The organism is Streptomyces sp. CLCI03 (assembly GCF_053615355.1).
The window spans coordinates 1,136,091-1,150,682 of record NZ_CM132132.1; the positions used below are offsets into that span (position 1 = coordinate 1,136,091).

Annotated in this window: 11 protein-coding genes; 3 read left to right on the plus strand and 8 right to left on the minus strand. The window is 72.1% G+C overall.

Annotation, left to right across the window (positions count from 1 at the left end):
* Nucleotides 1-80: 80 nt before the first annotated feature.
* Nucleotides 81-1,526, plus strand: a complete 1,446-nt coding sequence (gene gndA, locus ACWG52_RS05335; RefSeq protein ID WP_389810219.1) for an NADP-dependent phosphogluconate dehydrogenase — start codon at nt 81-83, stop codon at nt 1,524-1,526.
* A 230-nt stretch (nt 1,527-1,756) separates the two neighbouring features.
* Here gndA and ACWG52_RS05340 read toward each other — a convergent pair whose 3' ends face one another.
* The 4 genes from ACWG52_RS05340 to ACWG52_RS05355 all read right to left on the minus strand — a co-directional run bounded on the left by ACWG52_RS05340 (nt 1,757) and on the right by ACWG52_RS05355 (nt 4,840).
* Entirely contained in the window at nt 1,757-2,386 is a 630-nt protein-coding gene (locus ACWG52_RS05340; protein ID WP_453127979.1) for an aspartate/glutamate racemase family protein, read from the minus strand.
* Nucleotides 2,383-2,724: a GNAT family N-acetyltransferase gene (locus ACWG52_RS05345; RefSeq protein WP_390136650.1), complete on the minus strand. Its 342-nt coding sequence runs from the start codon at nt 2,722-2,724 to the stop codon at nt 2,383-2,385. The genes ACWG52_RS05340 and ACWG52_RS05345 overlap by 4 nt, the downstream gene beginning before the upstream one ends.
* 14 nt (nt 2,725-2,738) lie before the next feature.
* Nucleotides 2,739-3,158, minus strand: coding sequence for an aspartate 1-decarboxylase (gene panD, locus ACWG52_RS05350; RefSeq protein ID WP_161288140.1), 420 nt, complete (start codon nt 3,156-3,158; stop codon nt 2,739-2,741).
* A 116-nt stretch (nt 3,159-3,274) separates the two neighbouring features.
* Entirely contained in the window at nt 3,275-4,840 is a 1,566-nt protein-coding gene (locus ACWG52_RS05355) for an alpha/beta fold hydrolase (RefSeq protein ID WP_453127981.1), read from the minus strand.
* Nucleotides 4,841-5,086: 246 nt separating this feature from the next.
* Here ACWG52_RS05355 and ACWG52_RS05360 point away from each other — a divergent pair, with 246 nt between their 5' ends.
* Together ACWG52_RS05360 and ACWG52_RS05365 are read left to right on the plus strand one after the other, a co-directional pair.
* The gene (locus tag ACWG52_RS05360; RefSeq protein ID WP_389810232.1) at nt 5,087-7,876 is read left to right on the plus strand and encodes a SpoIIE family protein phosphatase; all 2,790 of its coding nucleotides are present in this window, start codon (nt 5,087-5,089) and stop codon (nt 7,874-7,876) included.
* A gap of 122 nt (nt 7,877-7,998) precedes the next feature.
* A complete protein-coding gene (locus ACWG52_RS05365) occupies nt 7,999-9,144 on the plus strand; it encodes an ABC transporter substrate-binding protein (protein WP_389810234.1) in 1,146 nt (381 codons plus the stop codon).
* An 88-nt stretch (nt 9,145-9,232) separates the two neighbouring features.
* On the opposite strand, the gene ACWG52_RS05370 is transcribed toward ACWG52_RS05365, so the two are convergent.
* The 4 genes from ACWG52_RS05370 to ACWG52_RS05385 are packed head-to-tail and all read right to left on the minus strand — an operon-like array spanning nt 9,233 to nt 14,464.
* Nucleotides 9,233-11,179 carry a beta-galactosidase gene (locus ACWG52_RS05370; protein ID WP_390136654.1) on the minus strand — a complete coding sequence of 649 codons (1,947 nt, stop codon included), beginning with the start codon at nt 11,177-11,179 and terminating at the stop codon, nt 9,233-9,235.
* Nucleotides 11,176-12,213, minus strand: a complete 1,038-nt coding sequence (locus tag ACWG52_RS05375; RefSeq protein WP_386147661.1) for a zinc-dependent alcohol dehydrogenase — start codon at nt 12,211-12,213, stop codon at nt 11,176-11,178. Before ACWG52_RS05375 ends, ACWG52_RS05370 begins: the two co-directional genes overlap by 4 nt.
* A complete protein-coding gene (locus tag ACWG52_RS05380) occupies nt 12,210-13,199 on the minus strand; it encodes an inositol monophosphatase family protein (RefSeq protein WP_389810241.1) in 990 nt (329 codons plus the stop codon). The genes ACWG52_RS05375 and ACWG52_RS05380 overlap by 4 nt, the downstream gene beginning before the upstream one ends.
* A complete protein-coding gene (locus ACWG52_RS05385; RefSeq protein WP_326749557.1) occupies nt 13,196-14,464 on the minus strand; it encodes an aspartate aminotransferase family protein in 1,269 nt (422 codons plus the stop codon). Before ACWG52_RS05385 ends, ACWG52_RS05380 begins: the two co-directional genes overlap by 4 nt.
* Nucleotides 14,465-14,592: the final 128 nt, after the last annotated feature.

Here is a 14,592-nt window from a genome sequence, read left to right on the forward strand (position 1 = left end):
GATCCCACGGGGCCCGTGTGGGGGTAGCTTCGGTGCTCCCCGCCCACCGAAGGCACACCGAAGCAAGCAGGAGCGCACCGATGAGCACCAGCACAGCCCAGATCGGCGTCACCGGACTCGCTGTCATGGGAAGCAACCTCGCCCGCAACTTCGCCCGCAACGGATTCACCGTGGCCGTCCACAACCGGACGGCGGCCAGGACCGTCGCGCTGGTCGAGGAGTTCGGGCACGAGGGCACCTTCGTGGCGGCCGGGTCGGCGAAGGAATTCGTCGACGCGCTGGAGCGCCCCCGGCGCATCGTCGTCATGGTGAAGGCCGGGGAGCCGACCGATGCCGTGATCCGCGAGTTCGCCCCGCTCCTGGAGGAGGGCGACGTCATCATCGACGGCGGCAACGCGCACTTCGAGGACACCCGGCGCCGCGAGCGGGAACTGCGCGAGCAGGGCCTGCACTTCGTGGGTGTGGGCATCTCCGGGGGCGAGGAGGGCGCGCTGCTCGGCCCGAGCATCATGCCGGGCGGCTCGACGACCTCCTACGCCTCCCTCGGACCGCTGCTGGAGAAGATCTCCGCGAAGGCCTCCGACGGCACGCCCTGCACCTCGCACGTGGGACCCGACGGCGCCGGACACTTCGTCAAGATGGTGCACAACGGCATCGAGTACGCCGACATGCAGCTCATAGCCGAGGCCTACCACCTGCTGCGCGAGGTCGCGGGCTACTCCCCCGCGAAGATCGCGGAGACCTTCCGGGCGTGGAACCGGGGGCGCCTGGACTCGTACCTGATCGAGATCACGGCGGAGGTCCTCGCGCACACGGACGCCGCGACCGGGCGCCCGTACGTCGACGTCGTGGCCGACGCCGCCGAGCAGAAGGGCACCGGACGCTGGACGGTGCAGATCGCCCTCGACCTCGGGGTACCGGTGTCGGGGATCGCCGAGGCGGTCTTCGCCCGCGCGGTCTCCGGCCACGCGGACCTGCGGTCGGCCGCGCGCGGGCTCGCGGGCCCGGCGGCGACCGCGCTCGCGCCGGAGGCGGCGGAGGCCTTCGCCGCCCAGGTGGAGCAGGCGCTGTACGCGTCGAAGATCGTCTCGTACACCCAGGGCTTCCACCAGATCCGGGCGGGCAGCGAGGAGTACGGCTGGAACGTGGACCTGGGCGCCGTGGCCTCCCTGTGGCGCGGTGGCTGCATCATCCGGGCGGCGTTCCTGGACCGGATCCGGGCGGCGTACGACGCCCGGCCGGAGCTGCCGAGCCTGCTGGCGGACGCGCACTTCGCCGAGGAGATCGCGGCCGCCCAGGACAGCTGGCGGTCCGTCCTGGTGGCGGCGGTGCGCCAGGGCATCCCGGTGCCCGCCTTCGCGGCCTCACTGGCCTACTACGACGCCCTGCGCACGGAGCGCCTGCCCGCGGCCCTCACCCAGGGGCAGCGGGACTTCTTCGGGGCGCACACCTACCGGCGGACGGACCGTGAGGGCTCGTTCCACACCCTCTGGAGCGGCGACCGCTCCGAGGTCCGCACCGCCTAGAGCCGGCTGAGGGGCCCGGGCTGCGGGATCGGCGCGGGCCCCGGCGGCGGTGGGATGGGGTCCGGCTCGGGCACGGGCCCGGGCACGGGTGGCACGGGCCGCGGCATGGGCTCGGGGTCGGGGAAGGGGTCCGGCCCCGGGACGGGCGGCTGTGTCTCTTCTGCGTCTCGCTCTCGCACCATATGGGCCACCTTCCCGCGATTGCGGCCGGTATGCCTGCACGACACCCTCTACGGGGCCGAACGCAGCGCCAGGCCCGCGGCCAGGCCCGGAGCCGGGCTGGAAAGCACCGGAAGCGGGGGCGTGACCAGGTCCGCGGCCCCGGCCATGGAGGCCTGGGCCAGCACGATGACGTCCGCGCCGGTGACGGAATCCGCGGCGGCGGCGATCCGGGCGAGGTAGCCGGTGGTGTCCCCGGCCTCGAAGCGCTCCCAGGCCCCGGTGACCAGGTGCGTGACGATCGACACCGGCCGGTCACCGGCCTCCTCGGCCAGCAGCTCCCCGGTCGGGGCGAGGGTGGACTCCAGGGCCGCCAGTACGGCGATCCGCGCCCCCGCCCGCACCGCGGCGTCCGCCATCGGCCGGTCCACCCGAAGCACCGGGGCACCGAGCTCCGCGGCCAGTGACTCCGCGGTCGCCCCGATGGTCGAGCAGGTGACCAGCACGGGCGGCCCCGCGTGCGCGAGCAGCAGCCCCCGAAGGGCCGGAGTCACCGACTCCGGCCCTTCGGCGCGGGCCCGGCCCAGCAGCTCCGGGGCCACGAGATGCCGCAGTACGGCCCCCGGATGGTTCCGGTCGCGCAGGGCGTCGAAGACCGGGACGTGCACGGGCGAGGTGTGCAGCAGGAGCAGATCGGTCACCAGCGGTCGGGGGCCGCGGCGAGCTGCGCCTTGGCCGCCAGGACGACCTCGGCATCCGGCTCGGGCGCCTCGTCGGGATGTTTGGCTGCCCAGCTCGCCGCGTAGGGGCAGAGCGGCACCACGGGCACCCCTTCGGCCGCGGCGATCCCGTAGAAGGTCTTCACCAGCCCGCCCGCGATACCGCGGCCCTCGTGCCCCTGCTCGACGACGGTGTGCACCGCGACCAGGGCGTGGGGCGCGTCGGCGAGCACGAAGTAGGCGATGTGGCCGACCACCGCCCCGTCCTCGACGGCGAGCAGTCGTCCGGCCCCACGGTCGTCCTGGAACTCGATCGGCATGATCCCGACTCCCCTCAGACGGCCACGGCGTGCGGGCTGCGCCGCTGGTCCGTGTTCGGCACCGGGGCGGAGGGATCCGCACCCAGCTCGACGATCCGGTTGTCGGCGTCCACGTGCACCACGCGGGGCTTCAGCACGCGGGCCTCGGCGTCCTCGACCTGCGCGTAGCTGATGAGGATGACCAGGTCCCCGGGGTGCACCAGGTGCGCGGCGGCGCCGTTGATCCCGATGACCCCGGACCCGCGCTCCCCCTCGATGACGTAGGTCTCGAGCCGCGCGCCGTTGGTGATGTCCACGATGTGGACGAGCTCCCCGGGCAACAGATCGGCCGCGTCCAGCAGGTCGGCGTCGACGGTCACGGAGCCGACGTAGTGCAGGTCGGCCTGGGTGACGGTAGCCCGGTGGATCTTGGACTTGAACATGGTACGAAGCATGGAGAAACTCCCGGATTGTCGGCTCCCTGCCTGCTTCACGCAGGTCAAGGGCAGTGCTCGGAGCCTACAACGGTTCGCTTCTCCGGTCAGCTCCCCCAAGGCCCTCCCCGGTCGGGTCACTTCGGGGTGATCGTGAACGGTTCCCATCCGAGGTCCGCCACACATCCGGTGTCGGGCGCGGTCGGACGGGCGAGGAAGGAAGCCAGCACCTTCTGGGCGCAGGGCGATTGCGGGACCACCCAGTGACCGATGCCGGGTACCTGCACGGCCGTCGAACGGGGCAGCGTACGGGCGGTCTTCTGTGCCCAGCTCGCCCCGGTCTTCATGTCGCCCGTGCCGTTGACGAAGAGCGTCGGCACCGAGCTGACGGGCGCCACCCGGACCGTGGCGGTGCGGTCCGGGACGTTCCAGACGCGGCACACCTGGTCCTGGAAGGCCAGTTGAGGTGCCTGGGCCAGGACCTGGTCCGGCCAGTCGGGGAAGGCCCGGCGGCCCGCGTTCAGCACGTCGGACGCCGAGTGGTCCGGCACCCACTCGCTGCACACCACCGAGTTCGTCAGACCGTGGGCGCTCTGGCCGACGACGGGGACCGAGCCGGCGGCGCGGGCGCGGGCGAAGCGCTCCGGACGGCCGTGGGCGAGTTCGTCGATCGCCGCCGGGACCTCGGCGAACGGGATCGCCTTGGCCACCAGCAGGTTCACCAGTGCGCCGCCGTCGAGGACGACCTTCACCGGGGCTCCGCCCTGCGGCGGCTCGCCGTTCAGCGTCAGGGGGTGGGCCTCCAGCTTGCGCACCTGCTCGTTCAGGGTGCGTTCGAGGTCCGGGTAGCGGCTCTTGCAAGCGGGCTCCGCCGCGCATGCCTTGTAGAGGTTTTCGAGGCCCTCCCGGGCTCCGGCCCAGGCGAAGGGCAGGGAGACGTCCTGCGGAGGGGCGATGGAGTCGAACGCCACCGAGCGGATCCCCTGGGGGTGCAGGCGCAGGTAGGTCAGGGCCAGGTTGCTGCCGTAGGAGTGGCCGTAGACGTTCCACTCCTTGATGCCGAGCGCGGTGCGCAGGTCGGCGAAGTCGGCGGCGTTCTCGGTGCTGTTGTAGGCACCGAGGTCGGTTCCGTCGGCCGTCAGGCGGGCCCGGCACTTCTTCACCGCGTCGAGCATGAGCTTTTCCGTCCGCGGTGCGTAGGAGGGGAGGCCGACGGACGTGGCGTAGAAGCGGTCCAGCTCCGGGCAGGCGAGGTTCGGCTCGTCGTAGAGATTGCCGCGCTGGGCCATGACGATCAGGTCGCGGTCCCGGTTCAGGCCGGAGGAGACGAGGAACGGGATGTCGTCGAAGGTCTCGCCACCGGGGCCGCCCGACATGAACACCACGGGGTCCTGGGCGGGCTTCGCCGAGGCGGCCGGGATGACCGCGACGGCCAGTCGGACGGTCCGACCGTCGGGACGGTCACGGTTCTCGGGGACCTCCAGGAATCCGCACCGGGCGGTCGCCAGCGCCTCGATCGGCTCGGGCGTCGTGGGGCAAGGACCCGGCACGAAGCGTGACGCGACGACCCCGGCGGGGCCCGTGAGGGTGCCGGTGTCGGTGTCACGTGGGGCGGCGCCCGCCGATGTCGGGCCGAATGCCGCCAGGAGGGCCAGACCGGCCCCGGCGACCGCCATCCCTTCGCGGTACCTGTGCTCTGCCATGTGATCCCGTTCCTCTGCCGATCGACGGCCGGCCACCGGGCGACGCAGCGGCGGTATGGGCGGAACGCACGTATTCGACGTTACCGGGCGGTCCGAGCGCGTGCACACGGACGGCCACCGGCCACGTGCACCGCACCCTCGCGGTGCGGACCGCCGCCCGCCCCGCTGCCGACAACCCGCAGAGGTTGGAGGATGGAGTATGAGCAAATTCCGGGAGCACTCCGGCGCCGGCTGCTCGGTTCTGTCATGAGCTCCTCCGCTCGCGCTCGGCCTCCTCGTTCAGGGCACCGCCCGGAGCGCCAGGAACACACTCCGCCCGCCAAGGGCGGGGCGGCCCGACGGCCGCAGCGCCTTTCCTCCCTCCTGAGCGTGCGCAGCGTGGCCGGCGAGGTGTTCCTCCTCCAGCTGGCCGTCGTGATCCTGCTGGTCGCCGCCGCGGTCGTGGCGCTCGTGGTGCAGGCCCGGAGCTCGGCGATGCTGGACGCGCGGCACCGTACCCTCGCCGCCGCCGGATCGTTCGCGGAGTCTCCGGGGATCGTCGCCGCCGTACGCAGCCCCCACCCCAGCGCGGAGCTCCAGCCGAGCGCCCAGGCGGCAGCGAAGATCGCCGGGGTCGACGGCATCAACGTGTACACGCTCGACGGGGTCACCCTCGCCCACAGCGACCTGCGGCAGATCGGCAAGCGCGTCGTCGGCCCCTTCTCCAAGGCGGCGGCCGGTACGTCCTTCACCGAGACGTTCGCCGGGTCCCTGGGACAGTCCGTGGTCTCGGTGGTCCCGGTCAAGGACGACGAGGGCAAGGTCGTCGCCGTCGTGTCCTCCCCCGTCACGGTCCAGAACGTCCAGAGCATGGTGAACGGGCAGCTGCCGGTCGTCCTGGGCACCGCGGCCGGGGTGCTCGCCCTGTCAGCGGGCGGGACGGCCCTGGTGAGCCGTCGGCTGCTGCGCCGGACCCACGGCCTGGGTCCGGCCGAGATGACGAGCATGTACGAGCACCACGACGCGGTGCTGCACGCCGTACGGGAAGGCGTCCTGATCATCGGTGGCGGCGGACGGCTGCTGCTGGCCAACGACGAGGCGCGGCGGCTGCTGGACCTGCCGGCGGACGCGGAGGGGCGGCCGGTCACGGACCTGGGGCTGGAGGAGGGGATCGCCGAACCGATCGCCTCGGGCCGTTCCGCGACCGACGAGCTGCACATGGCGGCCGATCGGCTGCTGGCGGTGAACATCCGGCCCACCGCCCCCTTCGGGAAGGCCGGGACGGTCGTCACGCTGCGCGACACCACGGAGCTGCGGGCGCTCGCCGGCCGGGCCGAGGTGGCCCGCGAGCGGCTGAAGCTGCTGTACGACGCGGGGGTGCAGGTCGGCACGACGCTGAACGTGGAGCGGACCGCGGAGGAACTGGCGGAGGTGGCGGTCCCGCGGTTCGCCGACGTGGTCACGGTCGACCTGCTCGACCCGGTGTTGCGCGGCGAGGAGCCGCCCGAGGTGATCACCGAGATGCGCCGCACCGCCGTCCTCGGCATGGGGGGCGACCATCCGCTCTCACCCGTCGGCGAGGTGATCCGGTTCGGGCCCACCGGCCCGATGGCCGCCGGGCTGGCCGGCGGGCGCGCGGTCCTGGAGGCGGACCTGCGGGCCTCCCACCGTTGGCGGGCCCAGCACCAGGCCAACGCCGCGCAGATCCTGGATCGCGGCATCCATTCGCTGATCGTCGTGCCCCTGCGGGCCCGGGGCGTGGTGCTGGGCATGGTCGGCTACTGGCGGGGGCAGGACTCCCCGCCGTTCGACGGGGAGGACGTGTCCTTCGTCGAGGAGCTGACCGCGCGTGCCGCGCTGTCCGTCGACAACGCCCGCCGGTACACCCGCGAGCACGACATGGCCGTGACCCTGCAGCGCAGCCTGCTGCCCCGGGGCGTGCCGGAGCAGTCCGCCGTCGAGGTCGCGCACCGCTATCTGGCCGCCCAGGCCGGGGTGGGCGGTGACTGGTTCGACGTCATCCCGCTGCCGGGCACCCGGGTGGCGCTGGTGGTCGGCGATGTCGTCGGTCACGGTCTCTACGCGGCCGCCACCATGGGCCGTCTGCGGACCGCCGTGTACAACTTCTCCACCCTCGACCTGCCCCCGGACGAGCTCCTCAGCCACCTGGACGAGCTGGTCGCCCACATCGACACCGACGAGCAGGAGTGGCAGGGGATCACCGGGGCCACCTGCCTGTGCGCCATCTACGATCCCGTCTCCGGACAGGTGACCGCGGCCAGCGCCGGGCATCCGGGCCCCGCTCTCGTCGACCCCGACGGAAACGTGTCCTTCCCCGAGGTGCCGGTCTCCCCGCCGCTGGGGCTGGGTGCGGGTCTGCCCATGGAGACCATGGCGCTCACCCTGCCCGAGGGCTCCCGGCTGGCGCTCTTCACCGACGGGCTGATCGAGGGCCGCGACCGTGATCCGGACGCCGGTCTGGCCGCGCTGCGGGCCGCCCTGTCCGGGCCCGCCCGTACCCCGGACGAGACGTGCACGGCGGTCATCGAGGCGATGCTGCCCTCCAGACCCAGCGACGACGTGGCGCTGCTGGTGGCCCGCACCCGCCTGCTGGATCCGGAGCGGATCGCCGAATGGGACGTCGAGCCCGATCCGGCGGCCGTGTCCCCGGTGCGCAACGCCTGCGCCCGCAGACTGGCGGAGTGGGGTCTGGAGGACATCTCGTTCACCACGGAGCTCATCCTCAGCGAGCTGATGACCAACGCCATCCGCTACGGCACCGAGCCCATCCGGGTGCGGCTGCTGTACGACCGCTACCTGGTCTGCGAGGTCTCCGACGGGTCCAGCACCTCCCCGCACCTGCGTCGGGCCGCGGACACCGACGAGGGCGGCCGGGGTCTGTTCCTCGTGGCGCAGTTCGCCGAGCGCTGGGGCACCCGGTACACGGCCCGCGGCAAGATCATCTGGAGCGAGCAGGCGCTGGACGCGGGGGACACTCCGGCCTCGATGGATCTCGGGGAGGCGCTCCTGGCCGGGTGGGACGACGAGGGGCTGTGAGACCGCGCCGCTACGGCAGCCGCAAGGAAGACGGCGGACACCACGGTCCGGGACTGCGCCGCCGAGGCCGGCGAACGTACGCTGGCCTCGATCGGTACGCGTTCGCCCGTTATGGAGCCTTTGTGCCCACACCCCGTCTCCGGACAGCCTTCGTCGCCGTCCTCCTGGCCCTCGCAGGCGCGCCCCTCGCCGCCTGCGGCGACAAGCCTGTCGCCGCGCCCAGTGCCCCCGCGAAGGCCACCTCCGCGGCGGACGCCGGCGGTATGGCGGCACTGACCGCGGCGGCGAAGAAGGAGGGCGTGCTCAACGCGATCGCCCTCCCGCGCGACTGGGCCAATTACGGCGCGCTGATCGACGGCTTCGAGAAGAAGTACGGGATCAAGGTCGGTGTGGAGAACCCGGACGGCACCAGCCAGGACGAGATCGACGCGCTGAAGGAGCACCGGCGCGACGGCCGCGCCCCCGACGTGATCGACGTCGGGGACTCGTTCGCCCAGTCGGCGGCCCGGCAGGGCCTGCTCGCTCCGTACGAGGTCACGGAGTTCGACCAGATCCCCGAGGAACAGAAGGACAAGCGTGCCCGCTGGGCCAACAACTACGGCGGTTACATCTCGATCGGCTGTGACGCCAAGCGGGTGAAGAACTGCCCCTCGACCTTCGCGGATCTGCGCAAGCCCGAGTACAAGGGCCAGATCTCGCTCAACGGCGACCCCACCAACTCCGGCTCCGCCTTCGCCGGCGTGTACGCGGCAGCCTTGGCGAACGGAGGGTCCTTCGGCAACATCCAACCCGGGATCGACTTCTTCGCCGAGCTCAGCAAGAACGGCAATTTCATCCCGATCGAGTCCTCACCGGAGACGATCGCGACGGGCCGGACCCCCATCAGCATCGACTGGGACTTCCTCAACCTCGGATACGCCGACCAGTTCCGGGAGAAGGGCGTGGACGTCGACTGGCGGACCGCCATCCCCTTCGACGGCAGCTTCGCCGAGTACTACGCGAGCGCGGTGAACAGGGACGCCCCGCACCCGGCGGCGGCCCGCCTGTGGCAGGAGTACCTCTTCAGCCCGGAGGGTCAGAACCTGCGGCTCGGCGCCTACGCGCGCCCCGTCCTCATGGACGCCATGGCGGAGGACGGCACCCTCGACAAGGCCGCCGCGGAGAATCTGCCGACGGTCGAGGGCACACCGACGTTCCCGACGGAGGGCCAACGGGAGAAGGCCCGCGAGACGGTCAACCGCAACTGGGCCAAGGACGTCACCGGCTGAGCCCGGACCGGGCGCGGCTGCCGCTCGGCACGAAGGGCCGGGCGGCGGGGGGCGCGCTGTCAGGTACGCTCCCCCGCCGCCCGGGTTCTCAGGCGGCTCGGACGCGGGTCGCGTCGGCCTGTTCGCCGGCCCATACGAGGGCGACGGGGGTGGCGGACGGCTCCTCGGGGGTGGCGAGCCAGCCCAGGAGTGCGCCGTCGCGGGTGACGAGGACGGCGGCGGAGCCCGCCGGCAGGTCCAGCGTCCAACCTCCGCCGGTGCCGGAGCCGGTGACCCGGTCGGCGGCGTCGGTGGGGTTGAAGGCGCCGATGACGCGGACGCCGCCCCGGCCGGACCGGCTCAGGACGCGGGCCCTGCCCCGCGCCGCGGTCGGACGCGGGCCGGCCGGGGCGGGGAGCGTGGCGGTGAACGCGGCGAGGAATGCGGTGACCGCGCCGGCCGCGGGCTCGCCGGCCGGGAGCGTCAGCTCGCCGGGCCCGTCACCGTCGGGGGGTCCGGCGCGCAGCACGGCGACGGGTACGGGGGTGCCGTCGGCGGCGGGCGCCGGCTGCTCGCCGAGCCAGCCGAGCCCGATCAGCCTTCCGGAGTCGGCCAGTTGGCCGTGCACGGCGTCGGCGAGTTCGGCGAGTGCGGTGCCGCCGGTGCGCTGCCAGGCGCCGGCTTCGGGCAGGGCCCGGTCGACGAGGACCACCGCGTCGCGGTCCAGGACGGAGTCGGACAGCAGGTCTCCGTGACGTGCGAGGAACGTGGCCAGCAGCCGTAGGCCCTGGGCGTTGGCCTGGTGGGCGCCGCCCTCGGCGAGCGGTGCGCCGGGGGTGTAGGGCGGTGCGTGCAGGGCGGGATCCACCCCTTCGGCGCGTAGTCCGTCGGGGTCCATGTCGACCTGCGGGCCCCAGTTCTCCGTGGCGCAGGCGGTGTAGACGCTGACGGTGGTGGAGCCCAGCAGGAGGGCCAGCAGGGCGTTGAAGACGGGGGTCGCCGGCCGGGCGAAGGAGTCGTCGGTCCAGGTGAACCCCCAGTTCGCCTCGACCACGTCGGTGCCTCCGAGGAGGATCCCGGCCAGGTGGGAGCCGAAGGCGGCGGTCTCCTTGGCCGGGTTGCCGATCCATTCGGTGTGGCCGACGAAGTAGCCGGAGCCTTGGACGGCGCGCTGCCGGGCGGCCCAGGCGTCGAGGGCGGCGCGTGGTGCGGTGACCTCGGTGAGGGGGACGTTGGCGAGCCGGGCCGGGCCTTCGGGGAAGAGCGCGGAGATCCGGTCCCAGAGGCCGACGACGGCGTGCCCGGACCAGCGGGCCCATTGCTGCCGCGTGGCGGCGGTCCACCGGGTGACGTCCTCGGTGGTGAGGGCGGCCTCGTTCGGGAGGCCGTGCCGGGTGAGCCATCGGGCGAAGGCCCGGCGGGCGGGCGGCGAGGCGTCCTGGGCGTCCACGGGGAGGTGGGCGTCGCCGCAGGTGCCCTCGTTGCCGAGCTGGAGGGCGACGACGGGGCCGTCGGGGGCGGCGGCCGGCGCGACGACCTCCTCGGCGACGGCCTTCAGCCAGGCCTCGGTCTCGGCCTGGACGGCCGGGTCGAGCAGGCTGGGCAGCGGCTTGCCCTGGGAGGTGAGGACGGTGCCGTCCAACCCCTGGTAGGGGGTGTGCCCGGGGCCGCAGAGGCGGTCGGGCAGCCCGCCGAGCTGGACCTCGGCGTGGATGAAGGGGCCGGGCTTGAGGAGGACGCCGAGCCCGGCGGCCGCGGCCAGTTCCAGCAGTCCGACGATGTCGCGCTGCGGGTCGGTCTTCCCGGTGAAGTCGAAGGCGCGATCGCCCGCCGCCCCGAGGAGCGGGTCGCCGATCTCGTGGAAGCGCCACGGGAGGTAGCAGGAGACGACGTCCACGCCGAGGTCACGCAGGGCGCGCAGGTCGCCGGCCCAGTGGGTGGGGGCGGCCCGGTAGTACGGGTACTCGCCGACGACGACGGGCCGGGTGGTGCCGGGCACCAGCGCTTCGGCGAGCGAGGTACCCGGGAGGCGCGGGGTGTTCGGGGCTTGGCTCATGCGACGGCCTCGTCGTGCGGGGGTACGAGGACGACCTTCAGGGCGGTGTACTCGGCGCCGGGGACGGCGGCGAGGGCCTTGAACGCCTCTTCGTGGTCGGCCAGGGCGAAGCGGTGGGTGACCACGCGTTCCAGCGGCAGCTGCCGGGCCAGTTCGACGGCCTTGGGGAAGATCATGCTGTTGTAGTCGCCGGCGCCGATGATCTGCAGGCCGCGCTGGAGCAGGGTCAGCGGCCGGACGGTGGCGGAGGCGTTGCTGTTGAAGCCCATGACGACGACGCGGCCGCGTACGGCGGCGTAGCCGATGCTCTGCTCCAGGAGGTTGCCGACGGAGTCGACGACGAGGTCGCCGCGTCCGGTGAGGGCGGGGTCGTCGGGGGTGTGGACGGTGACGCGGCCGCCGAACTCGGGGGCGTCGAATATCTCCTGGCCGAGCCGGCCGCGTACCGGATCGGGTTCGACGAGGAGCACGGTGGCGCCGTAGCGCTGGGCGGCCATGGCGGTGACCACGCCCATGGGGCCGCCACCGACGACGACCGCGGTCTCGCCGGCGGCCAGCCGGCCGGCCTCGATGTTGTTGAGCGCGCAGGCGAGGGGTTCGACGACGACGGCGCGGTCGAAGTCCATGTCGTCGGGGATCGCGTGGCAGAACAGCTCGGGGAGGCGGATGAACTCGGCGAAGGAGCCGTCGTAGTCCAGGCCGACCTCGGTCCCGGCCTTGCGGCCGCAGAAGTTCCAGTGGCCTTCGAGGCAGGTGGGGCAGGTGCCGCAGTACAGGGTGGGGTTGACGATGACCCGGTCTCCGACGGCGAAGCGGGTGACGCCCGGGCCCGTGGAGTCGACGACGCCGACGGCCTCGTGGCCCATGACGACACCGGTCTCGGCCGGGAACTTGCCGACGAGGACGCTGCGGTCGGTGCCGCAGATGCCGCTCTGGGTGACGCGGATGACGAGGTCGTCCGCGGCCCGCGGTTCCGGCTTGGGGTGGTCGACGAGGGTGAGCGTGCGGTCGGCGGTGAGCGTCAGGGCCTTCATGATTCCTCCCTCGCGGGCGCGGCGGCGGCGCGGCCCAGGTCCCAGCGGATGGTGTCGAGCAGCTGCTTGTGGAGTTCGGGGGTGGCGGCGGCGATGCAGGACTTCTGGTTCATCGGGCCGAGGTCCACCAGGGAGGTGCTGCCGAGGTCGTCGCCGTAGGCGTCGGTGATGACGACGCCGGCGTGCCGGGCGAGGTGGACGACGGCGGCGATGTCGTAGGGGAAGAGGTGCAGGATCGAGCCGCGGCCGGCCCGCAGGAACGCATCGATGGTGTCCGGGTGGTCGCGCAGCACGCGGTTGCCGATGTCGACGTAGGCGTCGAGCTGGCCGGTGATGATGCGGGAGATGGAGAAGGTGCTGCTGTTGAAGACGAAGATGCCGCCGGTGTTGGCCGAGCTGTCCACGAGGTGGCCGTACGCCTGGGTCATCAGGTCCATCGGGTGGCCGTTGAACTCGATCGACCAGAACATGTGGGTCGGGTCGGTGTTGCGGCTCAGGCGTGGGACCGGGGTGGTGAAGCCGCCGCTGTCGAGGCCGTCGGTGTCGTCGCCGTAGAGCCAGGCGCCGCTCTTGATCTCGACGAGGCAGGCGGCGTCGACGTCGGCGAGGGTGGGTGCGCCGTCGCCGTAGGGGGCGGCGGCGATGGACACCATGCCCATTTCGAGACCGGCCGAGGTGGGGCGGGTGCCGTCGATGGGGTCGACGACGAGGAGGATCTGCGGCTCGGGGGCGAGCTCCACGTAGGAGCCGTCCTCGGTGTAGAGGGCCGCGGGGACGTGGGCGTGGGCGCGCAGGAAGTCCAGTACGGCCTTCTCGGCCACCTCGTCGACGTCGAACTGGGCGTCGCCGCCGGGCGAGTCGCCGTGGACGCTGCGGGCGCGGCCGGTGGCCTCGTAGGCGAGGAGTTCGGCGCGCACGTGCTGTCCGAGGGAGATGAGCAGCCGCTTCATCGGGTTGCCGGCGGTCATGGGGTCGGCTGCGGTCATCGGGCCAGCTCCGTGAGGAAGAGGTTCTCCAGGTTGTCGCAGATCTCCTCGGCCTGGTCCATGGTGAGGATCAGCGGCGGGCGGATCTTGAGGACGTTGCCGTAGCCGTAGCGCGAGGTGCGCAGGATCAGGCCGTGGTCCATGGCCTTGGTGGCCAGGTGGTTGGTGAGCTTCACGGCGGGCTTGCCGTCGGCTTCGGCGATCTCGAAGCCGATCATCAGTCCGACGCCGCGGACGTCGACGATCTGCGGGTAGCGACGCTTCATGTCGTTCAGGCGTTCCATGATGTATCCGCCCGTGCGGGTGACGTTCGCCAGGAACGCGGGCTGCCGCACGATGTCGAGGGTGACATTGGCAGCGGCTGCGGCCAGCAGGTTGGCGCCGTAGGTGAAGGAGTGGTGGTTCGCGGGGAGGCCGGCGAGCCGCTCGTTGGTGAGGATGGCGGCGACCTGCGCGCCCGATCCGCCGAGGCCCTTGGCGGTGGTGATGGCGTCGGGTTCGACGTCGAAGTACTGGGCCGCGAACATGTGGCCGGTACGGCCTATGCCCGTCTGGATCTCGTCGAATATGAGGGCGATGTTCTGCTCGTCACAGAAGGCGCGTAATTTCTGCATGTAGCCGTCCGGCGGGACGATGTTGCCGCCGTTACCGGAGATCGGCTCGATGAGGACTGCGGCGACCCGGCCGGAACTGGCGTAGTCGACGAAATCCTCCAGCCGGTCCACGCACATCATTCCGCAGGAGCCCTGCTTCTGCCCGTAGAAGCAGCGGAAGCAGTACGGGTCGGGAACCTGGAGGCTACCGGGAAAGAGGTTGGGGAACGGCTCGCGGCGGAATGCGTTGCCGGACATCGACGTCATCATCATCGTCTGTCCCACGTGACTGCGGAACAGTGTGATGACCTCGGACTTTCCGGTGGCCATCTGGGCCATCTTGATGGCGCCCTCGTTGGCGGCGGAGCCGCCCGAGACCTTGGGGTGCACCTTCGTCAGATTGTCCGGGGAGACCTCGACCAGGCGCCGGACCAGGCCGTTGACCGGGTCGCTCTGGTAGGACGAGGTGATGTGGACCACCTTGTCGAGCTGGTCCTTCATGGCGGCGACGACGGCCGGGTGGGAGTATCCCAGGCTCAGGTTGAAGGTCGCCGACGCGCAGTCGAGGTACCTCTTGCCGTCCTCGTCGTAGAGGTAGACACCCTCACCCCGCGCCATCTTGTGGTCGCTGACGGGGTAATAGATGTGCTCGGTGACGTCCTTGGTTTCCATCGGTCCCTCTCACACGGGTCGTTCGAAAGGTCAGGATCTGGACGGAGGAAAACAACTCACGCCCGAAGGAAAAGAAGTGGGAATCGGCGAATTGATGCCGGTGGGGGGCGGCCCGGATACTTCACCCG

Excerpts from the sequence above, each read along its gene's own strand:
- gndA (WP_389810219.1), top strand. The coding sequence starts at position 81 with ATGAGCACCAGCACAGCCCAGATCGGCGTCACCGGACTCGCTGTCATG.
- ACWG52_RS05345 (WP_390136650.1), bottom strand. The coding sequence starts at position 2,724 with ATGCCGATCGAGTTCCAGGACGACCGTGGGGCCGGACGACTGCTCGCC.
- panD (WP_161288140.1), bottom strand. The coding sequence starts at position 3,158 with ATGCTTCGTACCATGTTCAAGTCCAAGATCCACCGGGCTACCGTCACC.
- ACWG52_RS05355 (WP_453127981.1), bottom strand. The coding sequence starts at position 4,840 with ATGGCAGAGCACAGGTACCGCGAAGGGATGGCGGTCGCCGGGGCCGGT.
- ACWG52_RS05360 (WP_389810232.1), top strand. The coding sequence starts at position 5,087 with ATGAGCTCCTCCGCTCGCGCTCGGCCTCCTCGTTCAGGGCACCGCCCG.
- ACWG52_RS05370 (WP_390136654.1), bottom strand. The coding sequence starts at position 11,179 with ATGAGCCAAGCCCCGAACACCCCGCGCCTCCCGGGTACCTCGCTCGCC.
- ACWG52_RS05375 (WP_386147661.1), bottom strand. The coding sequence starts at position 12,213 with ATGAAGGCCCTGACGCTCACCGCCGACCGCACGCTCACCCTCGTCGAC.
- ACWG52_RS05380 (WP_389810241.1), bottom strand. The coding sequence starts at position 13,199 with ATGACCGCAGCCGACCCCATGACCGCCGGCAACCCGATGAAGCGGCTG.
- ACWG52_RS05385 (WP_326749557.1), bottom strand. The coding sequence starts at position 14,464 with ATGGAAACCAAGGACGTCACCGAGCACATCTATTACCCCGTCAGCGAC.